This window comes from Pseudomonas sp. B20 (assembly GCF_020515755.1).
Classification (GTDB): domain Bacteria; phylum Pseudomonadota; class Gammaproteobacteria; order Pseudomonadales; family Pseudomonadaceae; genus Aquipseudomonas; species Aquipseudomonas syringae.
On record NZ_JAHPJG010000035.1, the window covers coordinates 1 to 24,950 of the forward strand.

At 61.2% G+C, this 24,950-nt stretch carries 19 protein-coding genes; 13 read left to right on the forward strand and 6 right to left on the reverse strand.

All coding sequences use genetic code 11. From position 1 onward, the window contains the following. Nucleotides 1-570: 570 nt before the first annotated feature. From mdoH to pip, 4 genes are all read right to left on the reverse strand, one after another. Nucleotides 571-3,153 (reverse strand): glucans biosynthesis glucosyltransferase MdoH, encoded by a 2,583-nt coding sequence (mdoH, locus tag LIX91_RS24740; RefSeq protein ID WP_226489348.1) that lies wholly within the window; start codon nucleotides 3,151-3,153, stop codon nucleotides 571-573. After that, entirely contained in the window at nucleotides 3,146-5,089 is a 1,944-nt protein-coding gene (locus LIX91_RS24745; RefSeq protein WP_024649753.1) for a glucan biosynthesis protein G, read from the reverse strand. Before LIX91_RS24745 ends, mdoH begins: the two co-directional genes overlap by 8 nt. A 263-nt stretch (nucleotides 5,090-5,352) precedes the next feature. Next, nucleotides 5,353-5,790: a D-aminoacyl-tRNA deacylase gene (gene dtd / locus LIX91_RS24750; protein ID WP_103697137.1), complete on the reverse strand. Its 438-nt coding sequence runs from the start codon at nucleotides 5,788-5,790 to the stop codon at nucleotides 5,353-5,355. A gap of 39 nt (nucleotides 5,791-5,829) precedes the next feature. Continuing rightward, nucleotides 5,830-6,801, reverse strand: coding sequence for a prolyl aminopeptidase (gene pip / locus LIX91_RS24755; protein ID WP_003414210.1), 972 nt, complete (start codon nucleotides 6,799-6,801; stop codon nucleotides 5,830-5,832). A gap of 280 nt (nucleotides 6,802-7,081) precedes the next feature. Between pip and LIX91_RS24760 the strand changes: the two genes are divergently transcribed. The 6 genes from LIX91_RS24760 (at nucleotide 7,082) to LIX91_RS24785 (ending at nucleotide 16,222) form a co-directional block, all read left to right on the forward strand. Then, the gene (locus LIX91_RS24760) at nucleotides 7,082-9,532 is read left to right on the forward strand and encodes a glycogen/starch/alpha-glucan phosphorylase (RefSeq protein ID WP_226489349.1); all 2,451 of its coding nucleotides are present in this window, start codon (nucleotides 7,082-7,084) and stop codon (nucleotides 9,530-9,532) included. Between the two features lie 267 nt (nucleotides 9,533-9,799). After that, nucleotides 9,800-12,613 (forward strand): DUF2339 domain-containing protein, encoded by a 2,814-nt coding sequence (locus LIX91_RS24765; protein WP_226489350.1) that lies wholly within the window; start codon nucleotides 9,800-9,802, stop codon nucleotides 12,611-12,613. Nucleotides 12,614-12,639: 26 nt separating this feature from the next. Then, complete coding sequence (locus tag LIX91_RS24770) at nucleotides 12,640-13,989, forward strand: DUF3999 domain-containing protein (RefSeq protein WP_181017189.1); 1,350 nt, start codon at nucleotides 12,640-12,642, stop codon at nucleotides 13,987-13,989. Between the two features lie 134 nt (nucleotides 13,990-14,123). Beyond that, entirely contained in the window at nucleotides 14,124-15,134 is a 1,011-nt protein-coding gene (locus tag LIX91_RS24775) for a class 1 fructose-bisphosphatase (protein WP_003341445.1), read from the forward strand. Nucleotides 15,135-15,385: 251 nt separating this feature from the next. Next, complete coding sequence (gene bamE, locus LIX91_RS24780; protein ID WP_003304592.1) at nucleotides 15,386-15,640, forward strand: outer membrane protein assembly factor BamE; 255 nt, start codon at nucleotides 15,386-15,388, stop codon at nucleotides 15,638-15,640. Nucleotides 15,641-15,643: 3 nt separating this feature from the next. Next, complete coding sequence (locus LIX91_RS24785) at nucleotides 15,644-16,222, forward strand: lipocalin family protein (protein WP_004409176.1); 579 nt, start codon at nucleotides 15,644-15,646, stop codon at nucleotides 16,220-16,222. Nucleotides 16,223-16,510: 288 nt separating this feature from the next. Here the strand turns inward: LIX91_RS24785 and LIX91_RS24790 are convergent, their stop codons facing one another. Then, on the reverse strand, nucleotides 16,511-17,875 hold the full coding sequence (locus LIX91_RS24790; protein WP_226489351.1) for a formimidoylglutamate deiminase: 1,365 nt from the start codon (nucleotides 17,873-17,875) through the stop codon (nucleotides 16,511-16,513). A gap of 204 nt (nucleotides 17,876-18,079) precedes the next feature. Between LIX91_RS24790 and hutC the strand changes: the two genes are divergently transcribed. From hutC to LIX91_RS24820, 6 genes are all read left to right on the forward strand, one after another. Beyond that, nucleotides 18,080-18,790, forward strand: a complete 711-nt coding sequence (gene hutC / locus LIX91_RS24795) for a histidine utilization repressor (RefSeq protein ID WP_161420743.1) — start codon at nucleotides 18,080-18,082, stop codon at nucleotides 18,788-18,790. Then, nucleotides 18,787-19,383 carry a HutD family protein gene (locus LIX91_RS24800; protein ID WP_226489352.1) on the forward strand — a complete coding sequence of 199 codons (597 nt, stop codon included), beginning with the start codon at nucleotides 18,787-18,789 and terminating at the stop codon, nucleotides 19,381-19,383. Before hutC ends, LIX91_RS24800 begins: the two co-directional genes overlap by 4 nt. Nucleotides 19,384-19,432: 49 nt before the next feature. Continuing rightward, a complete protein-coding gene (gene nhaA / locus LIX91_RS24805; protein ID WP_226489353.1) occupies nucleotides 19,433-20,608 on the forward strand; it encodes a Na+/H+ antiporter NhaA in 1,176 nt (391 codons plus the stop codon). Nucleotides 20,609-20,713: 105 nt separating this feature from the next. Next, nucleotides 20,714-21,247: a DUF3455 domain-containing protein gene (locus tag LIX91_RS24810; protein WP_003365928.1), complete on the forward strand. Its 534-nt coding sequence runs from the start codon at nucleotides 20,714-20,716 to the stop codon at nucleotides 21,245-21,247. A gap of 103 nt (nucleotides 21,248-21,350) precedes the next feature. Continuing rightward, nucleotides 21,351-21,917 carry a sigma-70 family RNA polymerase sigma factor gene (locus LIX91_RS24815; RefSeq protein WP_003414203.1) on the forward strand — a complete coding sequence of 189 codons (567 nt, stop codon included), beginning with the start codon at nucleotides 21,351-21,353 and terminating at the stop codon, nucleotides 21,915-21,917. Then, complete coding sequence (locus LIX91_RS24820; protein ID WP_226489354.1) at nucleotides 21,914-22,621, forward strand: anti-sigma factor domain-containing protein; 708 nt, start codon at nucleotides 21,914-21,916, stop codon at nucleotides 22,619-22,621. The genes LIX91_RS24815 and LIX91_RS24820 overlap by 4 nt, the downstream gene beginning before the upstream one ends. A 12-nt stretch (nucleotides 22,622-22,633) precedes the next feature. On the opposite strand, the gene epsC is transcribed toward LIX91_RS24820, so the two are convergent. Beyond that, a complete protein-coding gene (gene epsC / locus LIX91_RS24825) occupies nucleotides 22,634-23,587 on the reverse strand; it encodes a serine O-acetyltransferase EpsC (RefSeq protein WP_003414200.1) in 954 nt (317 codons plus the stop codon). A 197-nt stretch (nucleotides 23,588-23,784) separates the two neighbouring features. Between epsC and LIX91_RS24830 the strand changes: the two genes are divergently transcribed. Then, complete coding sequence (locus tag LIX91_RS24830; RefSeq protein WP_226489355.1) at nucleotides 23,785-24,783, forward strand: D-cysteine desulfhydrase; 999 nt, start codon at nucleotides 23,785-23,787, stop codon at nucleotides 24,781-24,783. Nucleotides 24,784-24,950 lie beyond the last annotated feature (167 nt).

The following is a 24,950-nucleotide window of genomic DNA, read 5'->3' on the forward strand; positions in this document are numbered from 1 at the left end:
TAGGAGCGGACTTGTCAGCGAAGGGGCCGCCAAGCTTTCCGAACATGCATCGCCTGAGCGACCATCTTCGCGAACAAGTTCGCTCCTACCCCTCGGGCAGGAGGCCGTTTTTGATTCTGCCCAACGGGCGTAGGAGCGGACTTGTCCGCGAAGGGGTCGCCAAGCCTTCCGAACATGCATCGCCTGAACGACCGTCTTCGCGAACAAGTTCGCTCCTACCCCTCGGGCAGAAGGCCGTTTTTGATTCTGCCCAACGGGCGTAGGAGCGGACTTGTCCGCGAAGGGGTCGCCAAGCCTTCCGAACATGCATCGCCAGAACGACCGTCTTCGCGAACAAGTTCGCTCCTACTCCTCGGGCAGAAGGCCGTTTTTGATTCTGCCCAACGGGCGTAGGAGCGGACTTGTCCGCGAAGGGGCCGCCAAGCTTTCCGAACATGCATCGCCTGATGCGACCGTCTTCGCGAACAAGTTCGCTCCTACCCCTCGCTTGCGCGGGTCTTTACCACTAGACGCAATAAAAAAGCCCCCGACGCACTAAGCGTCAGGGGCTCTTTTCGTAGCCGGGCGGTTTTAGACCGGGACCGGCTCCGATGCTTTACCTACAGGTTGCAAAGGCAGCAAAGGCGCATGCGGATCGGCTTCGATGGAAGCTCTCCACGCGGCCAGCCACTCTTCGTGACCTTCGCTCCAGACGCGCTCGTGCAAGCGGCCAAGGGCGACCGGGTCGCTCAGCAGCATCAGGCGTTCCTGATTGCCGAGTTTTGCCGGACCAACCTTGAGTGCCTGATCGACACGCTCCATACGCACCACTTCAATCGGCTGAGCCTGACGGTGACGCGACGTCGCCAGGGCGCAGGCCAGGGCGTTCTGGCGCGGGTCGACCACAGCGCGGATGAAGCCCTGCTTCAGCGCATGCCACCGGTTCTCGTAGGTGTACTGATCCGTCGAGATCAGCTCTTGCGGCGGCTCGAACTCTTCAGGAATCAGGAAGAACTTCTCGTCGCGCGCCTTGACGCCCAGATTGGTACGGCTGGAAATCACCGACACCGGAATCGACAGCATCAACGAGACCACGATCGGTGCAAGCCACCACAGGAAGCTCGGGTTCAACCAGAACACCAGCAAGGCCCAGCACGCGCCCAACAGGGTTTGCGGACCGTGGCGCTTCACAGCCTCGATCCACGGCGTGGAGTCATCGTCGCGTTGCGGCGAGTTCCAGGTCGCAGCCCAGCCCAGGAAAGCGGCCAGTACGAAACGGGTGTGGAACAGCATGCGCACCGGAGCCAGCAGCACCGAGAAGAGCATTTCCAGCAGCATCGAAACGGTGACCTTGAACTTGCCACCGAAGCCTTTCGCGCCCTTGGCCCAGATCAGAATGACGCTGAGCAGTTTAGGCAGGAACAGCAGGACAATGGTGGTCGAGAACAACGCAACGGCTTTTTCCGGGTGCCATTGTGGCCACAGCGGATACAGCTGACGCGGTTCAAGGAAGTAGGTCGGCTCCATCAGCGTGTTCACTGCCAGCAAGGCCGTGGACAGCACGAGGAAGAAGAACCACAACGGCGCCGACAGGTAAGACATCACGCCGGTCAGGAACACCGCACGGTGAACCGGGTGCATGCCCTTGACCAGGAACAGCCTGAAGTTCATCAGGTTGCCGTGGCACCAGCGACGGTCACGCTTGAGTTCGTCCAGCAGGTTAGGCGGCAACTCTTCGTAACTACCTGGCAGGTCGTAGGCAATCCACACGCCCCAGCCGGCACGGCGCATCAGCGCAGCTTCGACGAAGTCGTGGGAGAGGATCGCACCGGCGAACGCGCCTTTGCCGGGCAACGGCGCCAGGGCGCAGTGCTCGATGAAGGGTTTCATGCGGATGATCGCGTTGTGACCCCAATAGTGGGATTCACCCAACTGCCAGAAGTGCAGACCGGCGGTGAACAGCGGACCATAGACCCGGGTAGCGAACTGCTGCATGCGTGCATAAAGCGTGTCCATGCCCGACGCACGTGGCGCGGTCTGGATGATACCGGCGTCCGGCGTGGCTTCCATCAGGCGAACCAGACTGGTCAGACACTCACCGCTCATGACGCTGTCGGCGTCCAGCACGACCATGTAGCGGTAGTCACCGCCCCAGCGACGGCAGAAGTCGTCGAGGTTGCCGCTTTTGCGTTTTACGCGGCGGCGACGGCGACGATAGAAGATCTTGCCGAAGCCTTTGGTCTCGCGGCACACGTCCAGCCACGCCTGTTGCTCGGCAACGGCGATGTCGGTTTCGTTGGTGTCACTGAGCACGAAGAAATCGAAACGATCCAGGTCACCCGTGGCAGCTACCGATTCGAACGTAGCGCGCAGACCGGCGAAAACCCGGGGCACGTCTTCGTTGCAGATCGGCATGACCAGCGCAGTACGTGCGCCCTTTTCGATCGGCTCGTTGCCGGCACTGGCACCCGAGATGCGGTATTTGTCGCGACCGGTGAGCAGTTCCAGGAAGCCCATCAGCGCGGTCCAGAAACCGGCCGACACCCAGCAGAACAGAATCCCGAACAGCAACAGAATACTGGTCTGCAAGGCATAAGGCATGACCTGCATGGCAGTCTGCACAAAGGTCTGACGGGTGATTTCGTCGAGCGAAACCAGCGACCAGCCCTGATACGGCAGGATGCCCTTCATGTACCAGCCAGCCACGATCGTCTGACCCAGCATGAGGATCAGCAGGATGTAGCGACGGATTGAACCGACGGTGCGCCAGCGCGCCTTCGGCAGATCCCGCGGCAGGTCATCATGCTCGGGCTTGGGCGGATTGCCCTTGCCGGTCAGACGACGCCAGCCGCGCACCAGGATGTTGGTGCGCCATGGCTCTGGCACGACCTTGGTCCGGCGAATCGGCGGTGTAGCCTTCAGGCACAGGCGACCACTGGCGTCGACGCCGAGCATCTCGGCGTCCTCCAGCTGATCTGCAGTGGTCAGCGTCAGACGGCGACCCACCGAAGCCTGAGCGGCCTCGGCAAGGTCATTGACCGGCTGCGCGGAAAGTCGCTCATGCAATTCGGCGAAGGTCGTGCAGCCGGCAAGTTCTGCCCGCTGCTCGTCGCTCATCGGTAAATGCGCCAGGTACTCGTTCAGAGACATTGGCACCGGTAGAGAATTACTCATCGCTCGGCAACTGATAGCTCCAGGTCTCGGTCATGACTTGCAACGTCTTGGCCGGTTCCGGATGGGTGGGTGCTGCCTCGGTTTCAGGCTGCTGAATTTCCTTACCGTCCTTGTCCTTGGCTACGTCAGCCTTGGATGCGTCGGCTTTGCCTGCATCGGCCTTGGCGACTTCGCCTTTGCCTTTGGCTGCGTCAGCTTTTGCTGCGTCAGCCTTGCCAGCTTCAGACTTGGCGGTCTCAGGCTTGGCAGCTTCCGGCTTCGGCGCGTCGGCCTTGGCGATTTCTACCTGGTCGTTGGCGGACTCCTTGGCGACTGCCGGCTTGGCAGCTTCCTTGGCGGCGGCCTTCTTCTCTTCGGCTTTGTCAGCCACGAGCAGCGCAGGTTCCTTGCCCGGTTCGGCAGGGATTTCACGCAACAGGTAGGCGCGCATTTCGGTCGGCTTGCTGGAGTCCTTGACCTTCACCCGCAGGGTCAGGCGGTAGCCTTTGGTGACCGGGTTGTAGCGCAGGTTGTTTTCCACCAGTTCGACGTTGTCGTCAGTGGTCACCTGGCTGCGAATGGTCTTGTCTTCCGGCAGTGCGGCCAGCACCGGGCCCACGAAGTCGACCAGGAAGGCAAGGCTGCCGTCCGGCTGACGAATCAGGTTGGACTGACGCACGTCACCGATGGAGCGTTGAGTCTGCTTGACCCAGCCCAGATCCGGCGAGTGAATCGAGTTTTCCTGCATGGTCCAGTGCAGACGGTAGTCGAACGCCATCTCCTGGCCAGGTTCTGCCAGCGTTTCAGGCTTCCAGTAGGCCACGATGTTGTCGTTGGTCTCGTCGGCAGTCGGGATTTCGACCAGCTCGACAGTCCCTTTACCCCAATCGCCCTTCGGCTCGATCCAGGCACTTGGACGCTTGTCGTAACGGTCATCCAGGTCTTCGTACTGGCTGAAGTCGCGGCCACGTTGCAGCAGACCGAAACCACGCGGGTTCTCGACCGAGAAGCTGCTGATGGACAGATGTTTAGGGTTGTTCAGCGGACGCCACAGCCACTCACCGTTGGCCGCCTGAATCGACAGACCGCTGGAATCGTGCAGTTCACGACGGTAGTTAGGCACACGCGAAGGCTGGTTGGCGCCGAACAGGAACATACTGGTCAGAGGAGCAACGCCCAGCTTGTTGACCTTGTCACGCAGGAACATGCGCGACTTCACGTCAACCAGAGTGTTGGTACCCGGGCGCAGGGTCAACTGATAGGCACCGGTGGCACGCGGCGAGTCGAGCAGTGCGAAGATCACCAGATGGTTGTCATCCGGGCCTGGCTTCTCGATCCAGAATTCCTTGAAGCGCGGAAATTCTTCACCGGACGGCGAGGCAGTGTCGATCGCCATGCCGCGCGCGGAAAGGCCATAAACCTGACCCTTGCCGATCACGCGGAAGTAGCTCGCGCCCAGCATGGTCATGATTTCGTCCTGCTTGTCATCCTTGTTGATCGGATACAGGACACGGAAACCGGCATAACCCAGTTTCTCGGTGGATTTCGGGTCGATCTTCAGATCGCCGAAGTCAAAACGATTCGGGTCGTATTTGATCTCGTCGACGCTGGTCGCGGTCACTTCGTTGATCTTGACCGGCGTATCGAAGTGCATGCCCTGGTGGTAGAAAGACACTTTGAACGGAGTCTTTTCACCCGCCCATTCGGCCTTGTCATCACGGAAGCGGATCTTCTGATAATCGGCGAACTTCATGTCGCGCAGCTCGTTCGGCAGATTGCTCCTCGGAGCCTCGAACTTCTGCCCGGCCATTTCTTTGGCCTTAGCCGCTACATCATCAAGGTTGAACGCCCACAGTTGACCTGCACTGAACAGGCATACAAGGGCCGAGCTTGCCAGAAGTGCACTACGCAACCGCTTGACAGGTGTCTTTGGAGCATCACAGGGACTAACAATCACGAGCAACCCTCGCCGAAAAACAGATGAAAAAACCAACGGCCAGCTATCAATGCCGGGTTGGCGAGCATTGTTCCGACTCCGAATGGGCTTAATGATTCCCCAACCAGGTGTCAGAACCGCTTTTGTCATACCAAATGGACCAACTGCGTCGATCCCCGTAGCGCGCGATTATCCAGTAGCGCGCGCCACAACGCATCAGGTATGACAAAGAAATTTATTCCCGCAAGACAGATGAATTCAGGGGGATAAAGTGAAATCGTAGCTTATGTATCAAACAAAAATGTCACGGGGCCATCATTTATCAGATGCACCTGCATGTCTGCACCAAACTGGCCCGCAGCTACCGTGGGATGCGCGATTCTGGCCTGGCTCAACAGATAGTCGAACAACTCGGCACCCAGCGCCGGAGGAGCGGCTTTCGAGAAGCCCGCTCGCAACCCGCTTTTGGTGTCCGCAGCCAGCGTGAACTGGGAAACCAGCAACAAGCCGCCACCCACCTCGCGCAAAGACAGATTCATCTTGCCCTCGGCATCGCTGAATACGCGATAATTGAGCAACTTGTGCAGCAACTTATCGGCACTGGCGCGGGTGTCTTGAGGCTCTATTCCCACCAACACCAATATGCCCTGTTCAATGGCACCCACGACCTCGGTACCGACCTCGACGCGCGCACTTTGCACGCGCTGCAACAAACCTTTCATAGATGCCTTTCCAGACTCAAAACCAATACCGGATGACTGTCACGCTTCTTCGGGCGGCAGGTCGAGCAGGTTGCGTGCAACTTCTGCAGCGGCACGCACCAGCGCATCGGCGATACCCGGTTCGGCTGCCGAATGCCCGGCCTCGCGAATCACCTGCAGCTCACTGCCAGGCCAGTTCTGGTGCAGCTCCCATGCATTATCCAGCGGACAGATGACATCGTAACGACCGTGGACAATGATTGCCGGCAGATGGGCGATCTTCGGCATGTCGCGAATCAACTGGTTGTCTTCGAGGAAGGCGTTGTTCATGAAGTAGTGGCATTCGATGCGCGCGATAGACAGCGCACGGTGCGGCTCGGCGAAGCGATCGACCACTTGCGGATTGGGGCGCAAGGTTGCGCAGCGCCCTTCCCAGGTCGACCAGGCCTTGGCGGCGTGCATCTGGGCGATCTGATCCGGACCGGTGAGTCGCTTGTGGAAAGCGGCCAGAATATTGTCACGCTCGTCCAGCGGGATCGGCGCGACATAATCCTGCCAATAGTCGGGGAACAGACGACTGGCGCCCGCCTGATAGAACCAGTCGATTTCCTGTTGCCGGGCAAGGAATACGCCACGCAGGATCATCGCGTGCACGCGGTCGGGATGGGTCTGTGCATAGGCCAGAGCGAGGGTCGAACCCCACGAGCCACCGAACAACACCCATTTGTCGATGCCGAGGTGCTCGCGAATCGCTTCAAGGTCTTCTACGAGTTTCCAGGTGGTGTTGTTTTCAAGGCTCGCATGCGGTGTGGAACGACCGCAACCGCGCTGGTCGAAGGTGACGATGCGGTACAGGTTGGGATCGAAATAGCAGCGACTGTGCGCGTCGCATCCCGAACCCGGGCCGCCGTGGATGAACACCACTGGCAACCCCTCTGGCGAGCCACTTTCATCGACGTAAAGCACATGCGGTTGTTCCACGGCCAGATCGTGCCGGGCGTAGGGTTTGATCTGCGGGTACAAAGTCTGCATAAGTGCTCCATAAGTCCAGTTCAGAGGCTTCTATTATTCTGCCGTGGGGCATCATAAACCCGAAACGAAGAATCAGCATGCTGCACGTCATTGATCAGGATGGAACGAACGATGCAAGCGTTTTGCCAATTTCACCGGTGCGCGAACCAGAGCCGTCGCGCTGGGTCGAAGCGAGAGCTATGCCATGAATTATTTCGCTTTTTTTCAGGAAATAATTGACGACACGCCTACAGTCTAAGAATCCCGCTTTCCATTCGTCAGACTACTTGAGGTTTTACCGATGTCTCAGGAACCACTTGTTCGTGACGCTGATGTGGCTGCTTTTCGCGCCGCTGTGCTCGCCAAACTCACCTACTCGGTGGGCAAGGACCCCGACCATGCGTTTGAGCATGACTGGTTTGAAGCTGTCGCCCTTGCCGCCCGCGACCATATGGTCGAACACTGGATGGACCATACGCGGCAGATCTATCGCAAGGTTCAGAAACGCGTTTACTACCTGTCTCTCGAATTCCTGATAGGCAGGCTGCTGTACGACAGCCTGAGTAACCTGGGCCTGCTCGAAGTCGCTCGCGAGGCGCTGACCGAACTGGGTGTGGACATCGAGCGTATCCGCCTGCTTGAACCGGATGCGGCGCTGGGTAACGGCGGCCTCGGTCGTCTGGCGGCGTGCTTCATGGAAAGCATGTCGACCCTGGGCATCGCGGGTCATGGTTACGGCATTCGTTACGAGCACGGCCTGTTTCGTCAGGGCATTGTCGATGGCTGGCAGCAGGAGCAGACCGAGAACTGGCTGGACTTCGGTAATCCATGGGAATTCGAACGCCCTGAGGTGGTGTACTCCATCGGCTTCGGCGGCAGTGTCGACACCGTCCCGACCGAAGCGGGCGATTCGCGTCAGGTATGGCGTCCGGGCGAGACCGTTCGGGCCATCGCCTATGACACCCCGGTGGTGGGCTGGCGCGGCAAGAGCGTCAACACCCTGCGTTTGTGGCGCGCCCGTGCAGTAGAAGACCTGCACCTGGAACGCTTCAACGCCGGCGATCACTTCGGCGCGGTGGCCGAAGTGGTGCGCGCCGAAAGCATTTCCCGCGTGCTTTACCCGAACGATGCGACCGAAGCCGGTCAGGAACTGCGTCTGCGTCAGGAATACTTTTTCGTTTCCGCGTCGCTGCAGGACTTGCTGCGCCGCCATCTGAACCAGCACGCCACACTGACGGATCTGTCCGAGCACGCAGCGATTCAGATGAACGACACGCACCCCTCGATCGCCGTGGCCGAGCTGATGCGTCAGTTGATCGACAACCACAACATCCCGTGGGACACCGCCTGGAAAATCACCGTCGGCACCCTCGGCTACACCAACCACACCTTGTTGCCTGAAGCACTGGAAACCTGGTCGGTCGGCCTGATGGAGCGGATGCTGCCGCGCCACATGCAGATCATCTACCTGATCAACGCGCAGCACATCGACACACTGCGCGCCAAGGGCGTCGACGACGTCAATGTGCTGCGTGCCGTATCGCTGATCGAAGAAGACAACGGTCGTCGGGTACGCATGGGCAACCTGGCGTTCCTCGGCTCGCACAGCGTCAACGGCGTTTCGGCGCTGCACACGCAACTGATGCGCAAGACCGTGTTCGCCGAGCTGCACAAGATCTATCCGGAGCGGATCAACAACAAGACCAACGGCATTACCTTCCGCCGCTGGCTGTTCCAGGCCAACCCGAAGCTGACCGAGATGCTTGTCGAGTCGCTCGGCGAGGATGTTCTGGACAACGCCGAGACGCGCCTCAAGGAGCTCGAGCCGTTCGCCGAGAAGTCGTCGTTCCGCAAGCAGATGGCCGATCAACGCCTGCACAGCAAGCGTGCGCTGGCGGCGATCATTCATGAACGCCTGGGCATTGCCGTCAACCCTGCTGCGATGTTCGACGTTCAGGTCAAGCGGATCCACGAGTACAAGCGCCAGCTGCTGAACCTGTTCCACACCGTCGCCCTGTATCAGGCCATTCGGGCCGAGCCGGGTACCGATTGGGTGCCGCGGGTGAAGATCTTCGCCGGCAAGGCGGCGGCCAGCTATCACTCGGCCAAACTGATCATCAAGCTGACCAACGACATCGCGCGGACCGTGAACAACGATCCGACCGTACGCGGTCTGCTGAAAGTGGTGTTCATGCCCAACTACAACGTCAGCCTGGCGGAGAGCATCATCCCGGCGGCCGACCTGTCCGAGCAGATTTCCACCGCAGGCCTGGAGGCGTCCGGCACCAGCAATATGAAGTTCGGCCTCAACGGCGCACTGACCATCGGTACGCTGGACGGTGCCAACGTGGAGATGAGCGAGCAGGTCGGGCTGGAGCACATGTTCATCTTCGGCATGTCCTCGCAACAGGTCGAAGCCCGCAAGCGTGCAGGTGAATTCAGCGCGCACGACGATGTGGCCGCCTCCGGACGCTTGAACGATGTGCTGCAGGCGATCCGTGGCGGTGTGTTCTCGCCGGATGATCCGAACCGTTATGTGGCGCTGATCGAGCAGTTGCTGGCGTATGACCGCTTCCTGGTCTGCGCTGACTTCGACTCGTACTGGGCGGCCCAGGCCAAGGTCGAAGAGCGCTGGCACGACTCCAAGGAATGGTGGCGCTCGGCGGTCCTCAACACCGCACGCATGGGCTGGTTCTCCTCGGACCGGACCATCCGCGAGTACGCCGGAGACATTTGGAAGGCGCTGGACTGACGTCAGAGCCTGAAAAGACTCACAACCCCAGTGGGAGCGAGCCGGGCGACGCTTCGCTTGCTCGCGAAGAGGCCAGTAATGCCTCGGAAAAGAAGGCGCTCGAAACGACGCCTTCGTGAGCAAGCTCACTCCCACAAGCGCCACAAGGATCTGTCTCAGTCCTGCAGAGACTCTGGTGCCCCCGGCTCAAAACATTACAAGCGATGTCCGTCCGCCCCTATATACTGCGCCTGATGAACCTTCACACATCGAAAAGGATGTCGTCGCGTGCTTTGGATTTGTCTGGTGGTGGGCGGTGCGCTATTGGGCTACTCGCTCAGTTATGACGAGTGGGCCGGTACGCTGATGGGTGCAGTCATGGGCTGGGTTTTCTGGGCCGGCATTCGCGTGCGTCTGCTTGGCAGGCAATCCGCCGACCAGCTGCAGCAACTGCTCGCAACCCGCGAATCCCTCGATGCCCTTCAGCAGCGCCTGAGCGCACTCGAACGTCAGTCCGCGCCCGGCGTGCCGCCTGCGCAGGCCCCTGCACCGCTTCCACTCGATGCAGTCATCGTCGAAGCACCCACCGACGGCCCCGAACTGATCTGGGACCTGCCGGACGAGGCGACCCAGGCAACAACGCCTGCCGAGCCCGCACCACAGATACTCCAGCCAACCAGAGCAGCAAAAGCCAATCCGCTGGACAGCGCGATCAACGCCGCAAAAGACTGGCTGCTGGGCGGTAATACCGTATTGCGCGTGGGTGTCGTGGTGCTGTTCCTCGGCCTGGCGTTTTTGCTGCGCTATGCCACCGAAGGCATGGTCGTGCCGCTTGAAGCGCGCTACGCCGCAGTGGCCGCGAGCGCCATGGCTCTGCTCGGTCTGGGCTGGTGGCTGCGGATGCGCAACGGTCCTTACGCCTTGATGCTGCAAGGCGCAGGCGTGGGGGTGCTGTACCTGACCGTCTTCGCCGCGATGAAACTGCACACCCTGCTGGACCCGACGCTGGGCTTCGCGCTGCTGGTCGCAATCACCAGCTTCTCAGCCATTCTGGCGCTGACGCAGAATTCACTAGCCTTGGCATGCGCCGGAGCGCTGGGCGGCTTTGCGGCACCGTTGCTGGCCTCGACCGGGCAAGGCAGCCACATCTCGCTGTTCAGTTACTTTGCCCTGCTCAATGCGGGAATCATCGCCATCGCCTGGTTCAAGGCCTGGCGCATTCTCAACCTGATCGGCTTCTTCGGCACGTTCGGCATCGGCTTCGCCTGGGGCCTGCAGGCTTACACACCGGCATTGTTCTGGAGCACCGAGCCCTTTCTGATGGTGTTCTTCCTGATGTATCTGGCCATCGGCCTGCTGTTTGCCCGTCGCAAACTGTTGGAGCTGGACAGCGCGCCGCCCGACCACACTCGCGACGCCATGCTGCGCTGGGCTGCGCGCCAGGGCGATTACGTCGACGGCACGTTGTTGCTGGGCACGCCGATAGTCGGCTTCGGCCTGCAATATGCGCTGGTCGAGCATCTGGAGTTCGGCGCTGCGTTCAGCGCGCTTGCGTTGGGCTTGATCTACATGGCGCTGGCACGCTGGCTGGCAGCACGTGCGCCAGGCCAAACCGCTTTGTTGATGGAAACCTGCCTGGCGCTGGGCGTGGTGTTTGCCACGCTGGCGATCCCGCTGGGCCTGGGTTCGCAGTGGACAACCAGCGCGTGGGCCGTGGAAGGCGCGGCGATTTTCTGGCTGGGCTTGCGTCAGCAGCGCAGGCTGGCACAGGCTTTCGGCCTGCTGCTGCAACTGGGCGCCAGCGCGATTCTGATCAGCGGCGACACCTACAGCTCGCCGCAAGCCTTTGCCAATGATTACTGGACGCCGATGATCCTGGCCATCGCAGCCATGGTCAGTGCCTGGTGCGTGTTCCGCCTCAATTCGCTGACCCTCATCGATCAGCGCACCGCTCGAACACTGCTGGTCATCTGGGGCGCGTTCTGGTGGATGGTCTCGCTGACCAGCGCTGTGATGCTGCACGCGCCAGAGGCCTATCTGGCTGCAGCGTTTTTGCTAGCCCTTGCGCTCAGCGTGGCGCTCTGGGCCGCACTCGCCATCCGCTTGCGCTGGGAGGATCTGGCCGCGCTGTGCAGCGCACTGACCCCAATCAGCGCCGCGCTGCTGATGATCTCGGTGGACCTGCGAAACAATCCGGCAGGCAACCTGGGCTGGCTGGCCTGGCTGGCGGTGTTCGCCGTGCATCTGCTGACCCTGCGCCATTTGACCGGCATGCAATCCACCTTGGCCCGACGCGTCGCTCACACCGTGGGCTGCCTGCTGATCATCGCCGTGCTGGCACTGGAACTGCGCTTCGGCCTGCTGCAACTGTCCGAACATTACAACGCCTGGCGCTGGCTGGGCTGGGCGATTGTGCCGAGCCTGTTCCTCCTGGCGATGAGCTCGACGCGCCAATGGCCGTGGCCGGTAAACGCCTGCCCCGAGGCCTATCACCTCGGGGCCGCTGCACCGCTGGCGGTGTTGATGCTGGCGTGGTTCTGGCTGGCGAATACCTTCAGCGACGGCGCGGCGGATCCACTGCCGTATATTCCGCTGCTCAACCCGCTGGAAATCGGTTTGCTGTTGTCACTGGCCGGGGTCTGCCTGTGGCTGCGCAAACACGTCATGCGCCTTGGTGACGCTGCCTTGCTGGTGGCTGGCGCCTCGCTGTTCGCGCTGGTCACGGCAATGGTCATGCGCACGGCGCATCATTGGGCTGATGTGCCATGGAACACCGGGGCGCTGCTCGACTCGATGCGCGTCCAGGCCGGGTTGTCGATAGTCTGGACGCTGATGGCACTGGCCTTGATGATCGGCGGTCACATGCGCTCCAACCGCCAGCTTTGGCTGGGCGGTGCAGCGTTGATCGGGGTCGTGGTGGTCAAGCTGTTCTTCGTCGAGCTGAGCAATCGCGTCGGCATGGAGCGCATCGTCTCGTTCATCGGTGTTGGCATTTTGCTATTGGTGGTGGGATATTTCGCACCTTTACCGCCGAAACACTCTGTCACAGAGGTCGGCGAAGAACCCGGCCCAGGCTCGACTGCCGCGCCGGACACGCTATGAGGAAACCGTTCTTGAGTCATCCTGCCATGAAGATCGCCGTGCTTGGCCTGGCCTTGTGCACGGCGATAACCGCCCTCGCCCAGGACAAACCGGCGGACTTCGCCAGCCAGACGCCGCTGAGCCTGAGCGGCGAAGGACCGTGGTATCGCATCGAGTTGCCGCTTGCCGTCCAGTTGAATGCCCGGCAGACCGATCTGAGCGATGTACGCGTGTTCAATGCCGAGGGCCAGCCGCAGGCTTACTCGATCACGCCACGCCAGCCCGCCCCCGAACAGGAGCCGACGCCGATCGAGGTCAACTGGTTTGCCCTGTACAGCACACAGGAGGCAGGCGACACCGCACCGGTCATCCGTATCGAACGCTCCAGCAACGGCAGCGTGATCGAGGTCCAGCCCCAAAGCGATATCGAAGCAGGCGAAGAAGTGCTGCGCGGCTGGTTGCTGGACACCAGCGCAATCAAGGCGCCGCTGGAACAACTGGTCATCGACTGGAGCACCGAGCGGGAGGGCTTCCAGAACTTCAGCATCGAAGCCAGTGACGACCTGCAGCACTGGCGCAACTGGGGCGAGGGACAGGTTGCACGGCTGTCGTTTGCCGACGAAGTGGTCGAACAGCGCGAAGTCGGCCTGCCCGGCCAGAGCGCCCGCTATCTGCGCCTGCTGTGGCGTTCCCCGCACAGTGCGCCGCTGCTGATCTCTGCGCACCTGCTGAGTGCCAGCAGCGACACTCCGGCCACGCCGCTGACCTGGTCGCCACCGGTCAAGGGCAGCGTCGAAAGCCCCAACGAGTATGTCTGGCAACTGCCCACCGGCTTGCCGATAGGCCGCGTCAAGATCGACATCACCCAGCCCAACAGCCTGGCACCGGCGACGCTCTACGGCCGGCTCGATAGCGGACAGCCCTGGCAGCCGATCAGCAGCGGCCTGCTGTATCGCTTGTCGCAGAACAACAGCGACGTTTTGCAGGACCAGCTGCAACTGTCCGGACGCATCGTTCAGCAGCTCAAGCTGGTGGTGGATGATCGCGGCGGCGGACTGGGCAGTGAAGCGCCGCAGTTGAGTGTCGCCGTGCCTGCCACGGAGGTGGTGTTCCTGGCGCGCGGTAACGGGCCGTTCACCCTGGCAATCGGCAACCCGAGCGTCAAGGCTGCCAACCTGTCGCTGGCCACGCTGATTCCTGACCTGAGTGCGGAAAAGCTCGCGACTCTCGGCACAGCAAGCCCAGCCACAACGGCTGTGGCCAACATGGCCGCTGCGCCGATCGCCGTGCCACAAAGTACTGACTTCAAACGCCTGGGGCTTTGGGCCGTGCTGCTGCTTGGCGTGGTGTTCCTTGGCTGGATGGCGTTCAGCACGCTGCGCGCTGCAAAACGCTGAAACAGGCGGCCTGTCAGGCCCGGTTCGCCTGACATCTGAACTGAAACAGTCTTAAGCCAGTCTCATAGCAGTATTACGTCGCCACTCGCGTTAAACTGCGCGGGTTTTCATACCCCCTATTTTCGGAGCTATCCATGTCCCGCGTCACACTAAGTCGTTACTTGATTGAGCAGACTCGCAGCAACAACACCCCTGCCGATCTGCGCTTCCTGATCGAAGTTGTGGCGCGCGCATGTAAGGAAATCAGTCACGCCGTCTCCAAAGGCGCGCTGGGCGGCGTACTGGGCAGCATGGGCACCGAAAACGTGCAGGGCGAAGTGCAGAAAAAACTCGATGTAATCTCCAACGAGATTCTGCTCGAAGCCAACGAGTGGGGCGGTCACCTGGCCGGTATGGCATCCGAAGAAATGGACAACGCCTACCAGATCCCGGGCAAATACCCGAAGGGTGCCTACCTGCTGGTTTTCGACCCGCTGGACGGCTCGTCGAACATCGACATCAACGCACCGGTCGGCACCATCTTCTCGGTACTGCGCTGCCCGAACGAATACCTGAGCCAGAACGAAGCGCTGAATGAAAAGGCCTTCCTGCAGCCAGGCACCGAACAGGTCGCCGCCGGTTACGCCATCTATGGCCCGCAAACCATGCTGGTCCTGACCCTGGGCGATGGCGTGAAAGGCTTCACCCTGGACCGCGAGATGGGCAGCTTCGTGCTGACTCACGAAGACATCACCATCCCGGAGTCCACTCAGGAGTTCGCGGTCAACATGTCCAACCAGCGCCACTGGGAAGCCCCGGTACAGCGCTACGTGAGCGAGCTGCTGGCCGGTGAAGACGGTCCGTTGAAAAAGAACTACAACATGCGCTGGGTCGCGGCGATGGTGGCCGACGTGCACCGTATCCTGACCCGTGGCGGCCTGTTCATGTACCCGCGCGACAGCCGCGAGCCTTCCAAGCCGGGCAAACTGCGCCTGATGTACGAAGCCAACCCGATGTCCTTCCTGGTCGAACAGGCCGGCGGCGCGTCCACTGACGGCCATCAGCGCATTCTCGACATTCAGCCTGAAGGCCTGCACCAGCGCGTAGCGGTGTACCTGGGTTCCAAGGAAGAAGTCGAGCGCGCCACCGCGTATCACAAGGCGTAAGACGTCTTCTGCACCGCTGATGATCGGGCCATGCTCGATCACCAGCGCGTGAGTCAATGCTCGGAAAAACGAGCAGCCCGCCCTTCGCCCAGCCCCTTCTGCGGGCCAACTATCTGATCCACGGCATAAATCCTTGCGCCGTCCGGGAACCAGATTCCCTTTTTCTCTTCTAAGCTTGCGGTACTGCGCCAGCGCCAGACTGCACCGGCTTGCACTGCGACGCGACCCCCTTCCGTTCAGGAGCTACATCCATGTCCTTGCGTTCTGTCGCGTTAATCTCGTTCTGCGTCCTGCTGGCTGCCTGCAGCAAGATCACTCAGGAAAACTATTCCAAACTGTCCGCTGGCATGCCCAAGGCTCAAGTCGAGTCCTTGTTGGGCAGCCCGACGGAATGTTCCGGTGCGCTGGGCATGTCGAGCTGCACCTGGGGCGACCAGAACACCTTTATCAGCGTGCAGTACGCAGCGGACAAGGTTGTGCTGTTCTCGGGCCAGGGTCTGAAATAACACATGATCAAGGTACTGGTACGTTTTGGAATTTGTGTCATGGCCAGCTTCTTGGCCATCGGTTTTGCCCACTCGGCTGACAATCTCGAGCCCAAGACTGTCGACAGCGTCGACCTCAAGCAGTATCAGGGCACCTGGTACGAGATCGCCCGCCTGCCGATGTTCTTCCAGCGCAAGTGCGCTCAGTCCGAGGCCCGTTACACGCTCAAGGATGACGGCAATATCGCGGTGACCAACCGCTGCCGCACGATTGAAGGTAAGTGGGAAGAAGCCACGGGCACCGCCTCGCCGCAGGTTGCGGGCAAGACCGACAAGCTGTGGGTCGTGTTCGACAACTGGTTCTCGCGCCTGCTGCCGAGCGTTGCCAAGGGTGATTACTGGATTCTGGACGTCAGCGAAGGCTACCGCACCGCCGTGGTCGGCAACCCGGATCGCAAATACCTGTGGCTGTTGTCGCGGACACCGACCGTGTCTGCCTCGGTCAGGGAAGACATGCTCAGCAAGGCCCGCCAGCAAGGCTACGACACCTCACGCCTGATCTGGCGCGAGGATGACTCGAAGATCGGCAAGGGCGAGAAGTAACCAAATCGGGATTCTGGCTAAGCCCGGCAGGAGCGAACTTGTTCGCGAAGACGGTCGTTCGAACGATAAATTTCAGAACGCTTTCCGGCCCCTTCGCGAACAAGTTCGCTCCTACGGGTATACGCGGCTTCCTGCAGGAGCGGACTTGTCCGCGAAGAGGGTGTTGCAGTCAATGTATTTTCTGCGTCAGGAATATAGCCTTCGCGAACAAGTTCACTCCCACGGCCTTCGGCCAGAAGCAGAAGCGGACTCGTGGATAACGCAGAGTGCTCTGCGTCCTCCCTTGCATCAGCCCAGCAACTCCCTCAACACCTGCGCGAACTCGCGGCTGCTTTGTTCTTCTGCGGCGTGTCGCCCTTCGCGTATGACCCACCGCCCGTTGACCGCCACGTCGCGGATCTGCCGATCGCTACCGGCGAACAGCCAGCGGTTGAGGATGGCGTCGTCCGAAGCCGTGGCGATGTACGGGTCGTTGCCATCCAGCACCAGCCAGTCCGCGCGCTGCCCCACTTGCAGCGTCCCCATCTGCTGCCCCAATGCCTGCGCGCCACCGGCGAGTGCAGCGTCGTATAGCGTGCGACCAACCATGGGCTGATCGCTCCTATATAGCCGGTTACGGCGCTGATCGCGCAGACGCTGGCCGTATTCCAGCCAGCGCAGTTCTTCGACCACGCTGAGCGAGACGTGACTGTCCGAACCGATCCCCCAGCGACCGCCCTGAGCAATGTAGTCCACCGCCGGAAAGATCCCGTCGCCGAGGTTGGCTTCAGTGGTCAGGCATAACCCTGCCACCGCGCCGCTTTGCGCCATCAGGGCCACTTCATCCGCCTCGGCATGGGTCGCATGCACCAGGCACCAGCGGTTATCCACAGGCGCGTTTTCGTACAGCCATTGCAGCGGGCGTCGACCACTCCAGCTCAGGCAGTCATCGACTTCCTTCTGCTGTTCCGCGATATGAATATGCACCGGACACTGGCGGTCGCTGGCCGCCAGCACTTCACTGATCTGCTGCGGTGTCACCGCGCGTAATGAGTGGAAGCAAAGACCGAGTTGCTGCGCAGACTGAGCCGCCAGAACCGGACGCAAACGAGCCTGCAGATCCAGATAGCTGTCGGTGCTGTGGATAAAACGCCGCTGGCCCTCGTTGGGAGCCTGCCCGCCAAAGCCGGAATGGCTGTACAGCACTGGCAGCAAGGTCAGGCCGATACCGACCGAACCGGCCGCCTGGCTGATCTGCAGCGCGAGCTCGGCAGGGTCGGCATAGGGCTTGCCATCGCTGTCCTGATGCACGTAATGAAATTCGGCAACCGAGGTGTAGCCGCCCTTGAGCATCTCGATGTACAGCTGACGAGCGATAACGCCCAGTTGCTGCGGGCTGATGCGCCCCACCAGGCGATACATGAGGTCGCGCCAGGTCCAGAAACTGTCGTTAGGGTTACCCGCCACTTCCGCCAGCCCGGCCATTGCACGCTGGAACGCGTGGGAGTGCAGGTTCGGCATGCCAGGCAGTAAAGGCCCGTGAACCTTCTCGGCGCCCTGTTGATCGGCATTAGTCTCGACGCGGGTCAAAATACCGTCCTGACCGACCTCCAGACGCACATTGCTGGCCCAGCCGTCGGGGAGTAACGCGCGCTCGGCAAAGAAGGCTGACATTGACTTCACACCTCATCACTGTAATTTGTATATACATATACAGACGTTTGAGCGACCGGTAAACCGCCTGCATGCTTGCCGAGCAGCAGGTTAATGGTTAGCGTGAGCGCTTTGCAGCGTCTGAATGCTCTCGAAAACACCGTCTCGAACAACAAGGACTCCCACGTGTCGACTCCGCCCGCCGCTTCTTCCCTGGCAGCCCAGATGGGCGAAAGTCCCGCACCCTTGTACGCCCGCGTGAAACAGATGATCGCCTTGCAAATCCAGAATGGCACCTGGCCGCCGCACCACCGTGTGCCGTCGGAAAGCGAACTGGTGACGCAACTGGGCTTCAGCCGCATGACCATAAACCGGGCACTGCGCGAGCTGACCGCCGAAGGCCTGCTGGTGCGCATGCAGGGCGTCGGCACCTTTGTCGCCGAGCCCAAGAGCCAGTCGGCGCTGTTCGAAGTGCACAACATTGCCGACGAGATCGCCGCGCGCGGCCATCGCCATACCTGCAAGGTCATGGTCCTCAAGGAGGAAGCCGCTGGCTCCGAGCGCGCCCTGGCGCTGGACATGCGCGAAGGCCAGCGGGTCTTCCACTCGTTGATCGTGCATTACGAGAACGACATCCCGGTGCAGATCGAGGACCGCTTCGTGAACGCCCAGGTCGCTCCGGACTACCTCCGGCAGGACTTTACCCTGCAGACGCCTTACGCCTACCTCTCGCAGGTTGCGCCGCTCACCGAAGGCGAGCATGTGGTCGAGGCGATTCTGGCCGAAGCCGATGAATGCAGGCTGTTGCAGATTGAGGCCGGAGAACCCTGCCTGCTGATTCGCCGCCGTACCTGGTCAGGCCGTCAGCCGGTCACCGCCGCGCGCCTGATTCACCCCGGCTCCCGCCATCGCCTGGAAGGACGCTTTACCAAATGAGCCAGACCCGTATTTTGCGCGCCGCCGACTATCCGCGCATGCCGTGGAAGAACGGCGGTGGCAGCACGGAAGAAATCGCTCGCGACGCCGGCCAGGACATGGACGGCTTCGGCTGGCGGCTGTCGATTGCCGACATCGAAACCTCGGGCGGTTTTTCGGTGTTTGCCGGTTATCAGCGCATCATCACGGTCCTTCAGGGCGCGGGCATGACGCTGGACGTGGATGGGCTGAGCAGTCGTCCGCTGCTGCCATCGGACCCGTTTGCATTCAGCGGTGACAGCCAGGTCAATTGCACTTTGCTGGACGGGCCGATTCGCGATTTCAACCTGATCTATGCCCCACACCGCTACACTGCACGCCTGCACTGGATAGACGTGCGGCACCCGCAACGCCTGTTCAGTTCAGCCAGCACCCTGGTGCTGTTCAGCATGGCCGAGCAAGTGGCGATCAGCGTCGACAGTCAGCCGTGGGAAATCCTCGGCAAACACGATTGCGCTCAGGTGGACAACGCTGGCGGACTGCTGGAAGTCGAACTGCAATCGCCCCGCGCCAGCCGTTGCTGTCTGATCGAGCTCACCGCCACAGGCCAGTAAGCGCCTGTCTGCACACTTTATAAAACCCGCTTTTCGTTCAAGGACGACCATGACTCAAGTTCCGAACCGGGAAACGCCCAGAGGCATTGCCATCCTCGCCAGCTTCCTCGCCTCCGAATCAGCCGGTGGCATCGTGTTGATGGCCGCTGCGCTGGCGGCATTGATCGTTGCCAACTCGCCTCTGTCTGCCGGCTATTTCTCGATCCTGCACAGCGTCTGGCTGGGCCTCTCGGTCGAGCTGTGGATCAACGACGGGCTGATGGCGATCTTCTTCCTGATGGTCGGCCTGGAGATCAAGCGTGAAGTCCTCGCCGGTGGCCTGGCGACCTGGGGGCAACGTGCCCTGCCCGGCTTTGCAGCCGCCGGCGGTATGCTGGTGCCTGCGCTGATCTACATCGCGATCAATTGGGGCAATCCGCAGACCCTGAGCGGCTGGGCGATCCCGGCAGCTACCGACATCGCCTTTGCCCTCGGCGTGCTGTCGCTGCTGGGCAATCGCGTGCCGACCTCGCTGAAAGTCTTTCTGGCCGCGCTGGCGATCCTCGACGACCTGGGCGCCGTGACGATCATCGCCTTCTTCTACAGCTCCGGTCTGAACCTGCCGATGCTGGCCGCCGCCTTCGTGACGCTGGCGGTGCTGATCGTCATGAATCGTTTGAACGTGCGCCGTCTGCTGCCGTATCTGCTGCTCGGCGCGATGCTGTGGTTTTTCGTCCTGCAATCGGGCGTACACGCCACGCTGGCCGGTGTCGCCCTGGCGCTGTGCATCCCGATGGGCAAGCCCGAGGAAGAAGCCCGCTCGCCACTGCTGTTCCTCGAAGAAAAGATGCACTACTGGGTGGCCTTCGCCGTGGTGCCGATCTTTGGTTTTGCCAATGCGGGCGTGTCGCTGGCCGGCATTACCCTGGGCAATCTGGTCGATCCTGTGCCGCTGGGCGTTGCGCTGGGACTGTTCGTGGGCAAGCAGATCGGCGTGTTTCTCGCCGCCGTGCTGGCCATCCGCGCCAGGCTGGCGGTATTGCCGGAGGGCAGCAACTGGGTGCAACTGTACGGCGTGGCGATTCTGTGCGGCATCGGTTTCACCATGAGCCTGTTCATCGGCAACCTGGCGTTCCCCGGCTCGCAACACCTGATCGACGAGGTGAAGGTCGGCGTACTGATCGGCTCGGGTCTGGCCGCAATTGCCGGAATTGTGCTGCTGCGCAGCCGTTTCAGTCGGGCCTGAAAAAATATTTTCAAATCACTGCATCCAGATGGGTTTCTCGCGGGTAGTACATTCAGCAGCCACTTCGAGTTGCTGAGCGCGGTTAAACCTTCTGGAGATTTCTGCATGAACGCAAAACGCTTGCTCTGCCTTGCTGGTACCACTCTGGCCTTCACTTGCCTGTCGTCTGTTGCCATGGCTCAGACCGACCTTCCCGAAAGCGTCCGTGTGCCGGCTGGCAACAAGGTCGGCATGCAAACCACCGGGGTTGGCGAGATCACCTACGAGTGCCGCGCCAAGGCCAACATGCCCAACGAAATGGAGTGGGCGTTCGTCGGCCCCAAAGCAGTGCTCAACGACAAGAGCGGCAAACAGGTCGGCACCTACTACGGCCCGCCTGCCACCTGGGAAGCCAAAGACGGTTCCAAAATAACCGGCACCCAGGTTGCCGTGGCCCCTTCGAGCGCTGGCAACCTGCCGTACCAGCTGGTCAAGGCCAACCCGGCCGAAGGCAAGGGCGCAATGACCGGCGTCACGTACATTCAGCGTGTAGCCCTGAAAGGCGGCGTTGCCCCGGCCAAAGCCTGCGCAGAGAGCAACAAGGGCGCGAAGGAAGTGGTCAAGTATCAGGCCGATTACCTGTTCTGGACTGCGAGCTGATAGCCATCACTTACCGGGTGACCGCTCAACAGTAAGCTATGCTGCTGGGCGGGAGCCTCGTGATGTCAACGAGGCAGTAGTCTTCCATAGATGGCGGATCATCTTGTCTTCGCACGAATCTCTCTTTGATTACGAAGCCACGTTGCAGGCCTGCGCTCGCGGTGAAAAGCAGGCCTTGCAGCGTCTCTATCAACAGGAAAGCGCCCGGTTGCTCGGCGTCGCTCAGCGCTTGGTGCGTGACCGCGCGCTGGCCGAAGACATCGTGCATGACGCGTTCCTGAAAATCTGGTCCCACGCGGCCAGCTTCGATGCCTCGCGTGGTTCGGCACGTGGCTGGATCTTCAGCGTGACCCGCCACCTGGCGCTCAACACGTTGCGCAACACGGCTCGCGAGGTGCGTGTCGAAGACGACGGCAGTGAAGATCATCAGGAACAGGCGACACTGGAAGGCTGGCAGGAAATCGGCGATGCCTTCGATTGGCGGGTCAATCCAGGACGGATTACTTCATGCATGGAGCAACTGGAACCAGTAAGACGAAACTGTATTTTTCACGCTTACGTAGACGGTTATTCGCATCAGGAAATCGCGCAGAAAATTGGCGCGCCATTGGGTACGGTCAAAGCCTGGATCAAGCGCAGCCTGACGGCTTTGCGGGAGTGCATGGGATGACCCGGCCTTTAGACGACAACATTCATGAGCTGGCTGGCGAGTATGTACTCGGCACCCTCTCGACGCAGAAGCGGCTCGACGTACAGCGTCGCCTGTCGCGCGAGCCCGACCTGCAGGCTGCCGTCGATGCCTGGGAGCAGCGTCTGCTGCCCCTGACCGAACTGGCCGAGCCGGTGACGCCATCGCCCGGCCTGTGGGGTCGCATCGAACGTAACCTGCTGGACATGACCGCGCCTGCCAACACGCCGCAACGACCGCGCGTGCGCTGGTGGGACAACCTGTCGATCTGGCGTGGCCTCGCCGGGGCAGGCCTGGCTGCTTCGCTGGTACTGGGCATGACGCTGCTGACCCGCGCACCGCCGCAACCGTCTTATCTGGTGGTCCTCGTAGGGCCGCAGGACAAGGCTCCCGGCTGGGTCGTGCAGGCCAGTAACTCGCAGGAAATACAGCTTATCCCGCTGGGTGTGTTCGAGGTTCCGACCGACAAGGCGCTGGAGTTCTGGACCAAGGGTGACGACTGGCAAGGCCCGGTTTCGCTTGGGCTGGTCAAGCCGGGAGAGAGCCTGCATGTGCCGCTGGATAAACTGCCGCCGCTGCAACCCAACCAGTTGTTCGAGCTGACGCTGGAGAAATCCACCGGCTCGCCAATCGGCAAACCCACCGGGCCGATTCAGTTCATCGGCCGGGCGGTGAAAGTGATCTGACGCGAAGGCAGCCTACTTGCGGCTGCAGTCGTCCTGCTGCAACAAGTTGGCCTGAGTCAGGTTGCAGTCTGCCGGTACGCTGCGCGTCAGCCAGACATTGCCGCCGATGGTAGAACCTTTACCGATGGTGATACGCCCCAGAATCGTCGCGCCAGCGTAGATCACCACGTCGTCTTCAACGATCGGATGGCGTGCATGGCCTTTCTGCAGCTGGCCATCCTCGTCCGACGGGAAGCGCTTGGCGCCCAGGGTCACGGCCTGATAGATCCGCACCCGCTCGCCGATGATCGCGGTTTCGCCAATCACCACGCCTGTCCCGTGATCGATGAAGAAGCTCGGGCCGATCTGCGCACCCGGATGAATATCGATACCGGTCGCGGAATGGGCGATCTCCGAGCTGATACGCGCCAGCAACGGCAAACCGGCGCGATACAGATAATGCGCCAGCCGATGGTGGATCACCGCCAGAATGCCGGGATAGCACAGCAGCACTTCATCGACACTGCGCGCCGCAGGGTCGCCGTGATAGGCAGCCAGCACGTCGGTGTCCAGCAACAGACGAATACCCGGCAGGGCCATGGCGAACCCCTGAATCAGCTCGAGCGCCCGCGCGTCGATGCTCTTCAGGTCACCACCCTGCTGATGGGCCACGTAGCGCAACTCAAGCCGGGCCTGGGCCAGCAGCGCATTGAGCGCCACATCCAGCGTATGGCCGACATAGAAGTCCTCGCTTTCCTCGCGCAGGTCCACCGGGCCGAGGCGCATCGGGAACAGCGCACCGCTCAAGGCTTCAAGAATCTCGCCCATGGCCGCACGCGAAGGCAGCTCACGTCCACCGTGCTCACCGCTCACTCGCCTGTTGCGAGCCCGCCAGTCTTCACGCGCGCCGCGCAACTGGCTGACGATGCGCTGCAACTGCCAGTGGCTGGAGCGGCCGTCGGCGGATGCTTCTGGAATATCGCTCACGCTTGACTCTCCTTGATGTGAAGGGTGGCGACCGACAGTTCGGGCCGCTGCTGTTGCCACTCTACGGCAAACATTCAGACGAAAAGAACAACAATTTCTGTCGGAATACGCGAAGAGAGCCGTGCGCACAGATAAGTTGCCGTGCGAGAAACGTCTGCCTATAGTCCGGTGACTCTTTACACGGCTTATCGACCACCATGATCAAACATCAGCTTGCCCGCTTCAATCGCCTGGACCTGATCAGCGCGCCAACGGCTCTGGAAAAGCTCGAGCGCCTGTCGATCTGGGCAGACCGTGATATCTACATCAAGCGGGATGACACCACCACGCTGGCGCTGGGCGGCAACAAGGTGCGCAAACTCGAGTACCTGGCCGCCGATGCGTTGGCTCAGGGTGCCGACACACTGATCACCGCCGGGGCCATCCAGTCCAACCATGTCCGTCAGACCGCTGCCCTGGCCGCGCGCCTGGGCCTTGGCTGTGTGGCGCTGCTGGAAAACCCCATCGGCACCGAAGACCCCAGTTACCTGAAAAACGGCAATCGCCTGCTGCTGGAGCTGTTCGATGCCAAGGTAGAGCTGGTGGAAAACCTCGACAACGCCGATGAGCAACTCCAGGCCCTGGCTGCGCGCCTGCACTCCAGCGGCAAAAAGCCCTATCTGGTGCCCATCGGTGGCTCAAGCCCGGTGGGGGCGCTGGGTTATGTGCGCGCCGGGCTGGAACTGGCCGAGCAGATCAAGCAGACCGGTATCGATTTTGCGGCCGTGGTTCTGGCCTCCGGCAGTGCCGGCACGCACAGCGGTCTGGCGTTGGCACTGGCTCACGAACTGCCGCAACTGCCGGTCATCGGCGTGACCGTGTCGCGCAGTGAAGAAGCACAGCTGCCCAAGGTTCAGGGCCTGGCCGAGCGCACCGCAGAGTTGCTCGGCGTTGCGCTGCCTGAGTACTTCAAGGTCGAACTGTGGGACGAGTATTTCGCCCCGCGATATGGCGAACCGAACGCCGGTACGCTGTCAGCCATCAAGCTGGTGGCCAGCCACGAAGGACTGTTGCTCGACCCGGTCTACACAGGCAAGGCCATGTCCGGTCTGCTCGATGGCATTGGCCGTCAACGCTTCAACGACGGCCCGCTGATCTTCCTGCACACCGGCGGTGCGCCAGCGCTGTTTGCCTATCCGGATGCGTTCGACCAGTGACGTTCCGGCCCACGTGGCTGTTATGCCTTTCCAGAGGGGAAATAACTTTTTTTGTTATTTTTCCTCATAAGCAGATGGCTATATAGTCGCGCCCGGCAGACCACAACGCTTAACCTTACACCTGACGTAACTGCCTGAAAAAAAAGCTGAATAATCAGCACGAAGTT

Bases quoted from the DNA above. Each gene is read 5' to 3' on its own strand.
- mdoH (WP_226489348.1), bottom strand. From the start codon at position 3,153: ATGAGTAATTCTCTACCGGTGCCAATGTCTCTGAACGAGTACCTGGCG.
- dtd (WP_103697137.1), bottom strand. From the start codon at position 5,790: ATGAAAGGTTTGTTGCAGCGCGTGCAAAGTGCGCGCGTCGAGGTCGGT.
- pip (WP_003414210.1), bottom strand. From the start codon at position 6,801: ATGCAGACTTTGTACCCGCAGATCAAACCCTACGCCCGGCACGATCTG.
- LIX91_RS24760 (WP_226489349.1), top strand. From the start codon at position 7,082: ATGTCTCAGGAACCACTTGTTCGTGACGCTGATGTGGCTGCTTTTCGC.
- LIX91_RS24770 (WP_181017189.1), top strand. From the start codon at position 12,640: ATGAAGATCGCCGTGCTTGGCCTGGCCTTGTGCACGGCGATAACCGCC.
- LIX91_RS24775 (WP_003341445.1), top strand. From the start codon at position 14,124: ATGTCCCGCGTCACACTAAGTCGTTACTTGATTGAGCAGACTCGCAGC.
- bamE (WP_003304592.1), top strand. From the start codon at position 15,386: ATGTCCTTGCGTTCTGTCGCGTTAATCTCGTTCTGCGTCCTGCTGGCT.
- LIX91_RS24785 (WP_004409176.1), top strand. From the start codon at position 15,644: ATGATCAAGGTACTGGTACGTTTTGGAATTTGTGTCATGGCCAGCTTC.
- LIX91_RS24790 (WP_226489351.1), bottom strand. From the start codon at position 17,875: ATGTCAGCCTTCTTTGCCGAGCGCGCGTTACTCCCCGACGGCTGGGCC.
- hutC (WP_161420743.1), top strand. From the start codon at position 18,080: ATGGGCGAAAGTCCCGCACCCTTGTACGCCCGCGTGAAACAGATGATC.
- LIX91_RS24800 (WP_226489352.1), top strand. From the start codon at position 18,787: ATGAGCCAGACCCGTATTTTGCGCGCCGCCGACTATCCGCGCATGCCG.
- nhaA (WP_226489353.1), top strand. From the start codon at position 19,433: ATGACTCAAGTTCCGAACCGGGAAACGCCCAGAGGCATTGCCATCCTC.
- LIX91_RS24810 (WP_003365928.1), top strand. From the start codon at position 20,714: ATGAACGCAAAACGCTTGCTCTGCCTTGCTGGTACCACTCTGGCCTTC.
- LIX91_RS24820 (WP_226489354.1), top strand. From the start codon at position 21,914: ATGACCCGGCCTTTAGACGACAACATTCATGAGCTGGCTGGCGAGTAT.
- LIX91_RS24830 (WP_226489355.1), top strand. From the start codon at position 23,785: ATGATCAAACATCAGCTTGCCCGCTTCAATCGCCTGGACCTGATCAGC.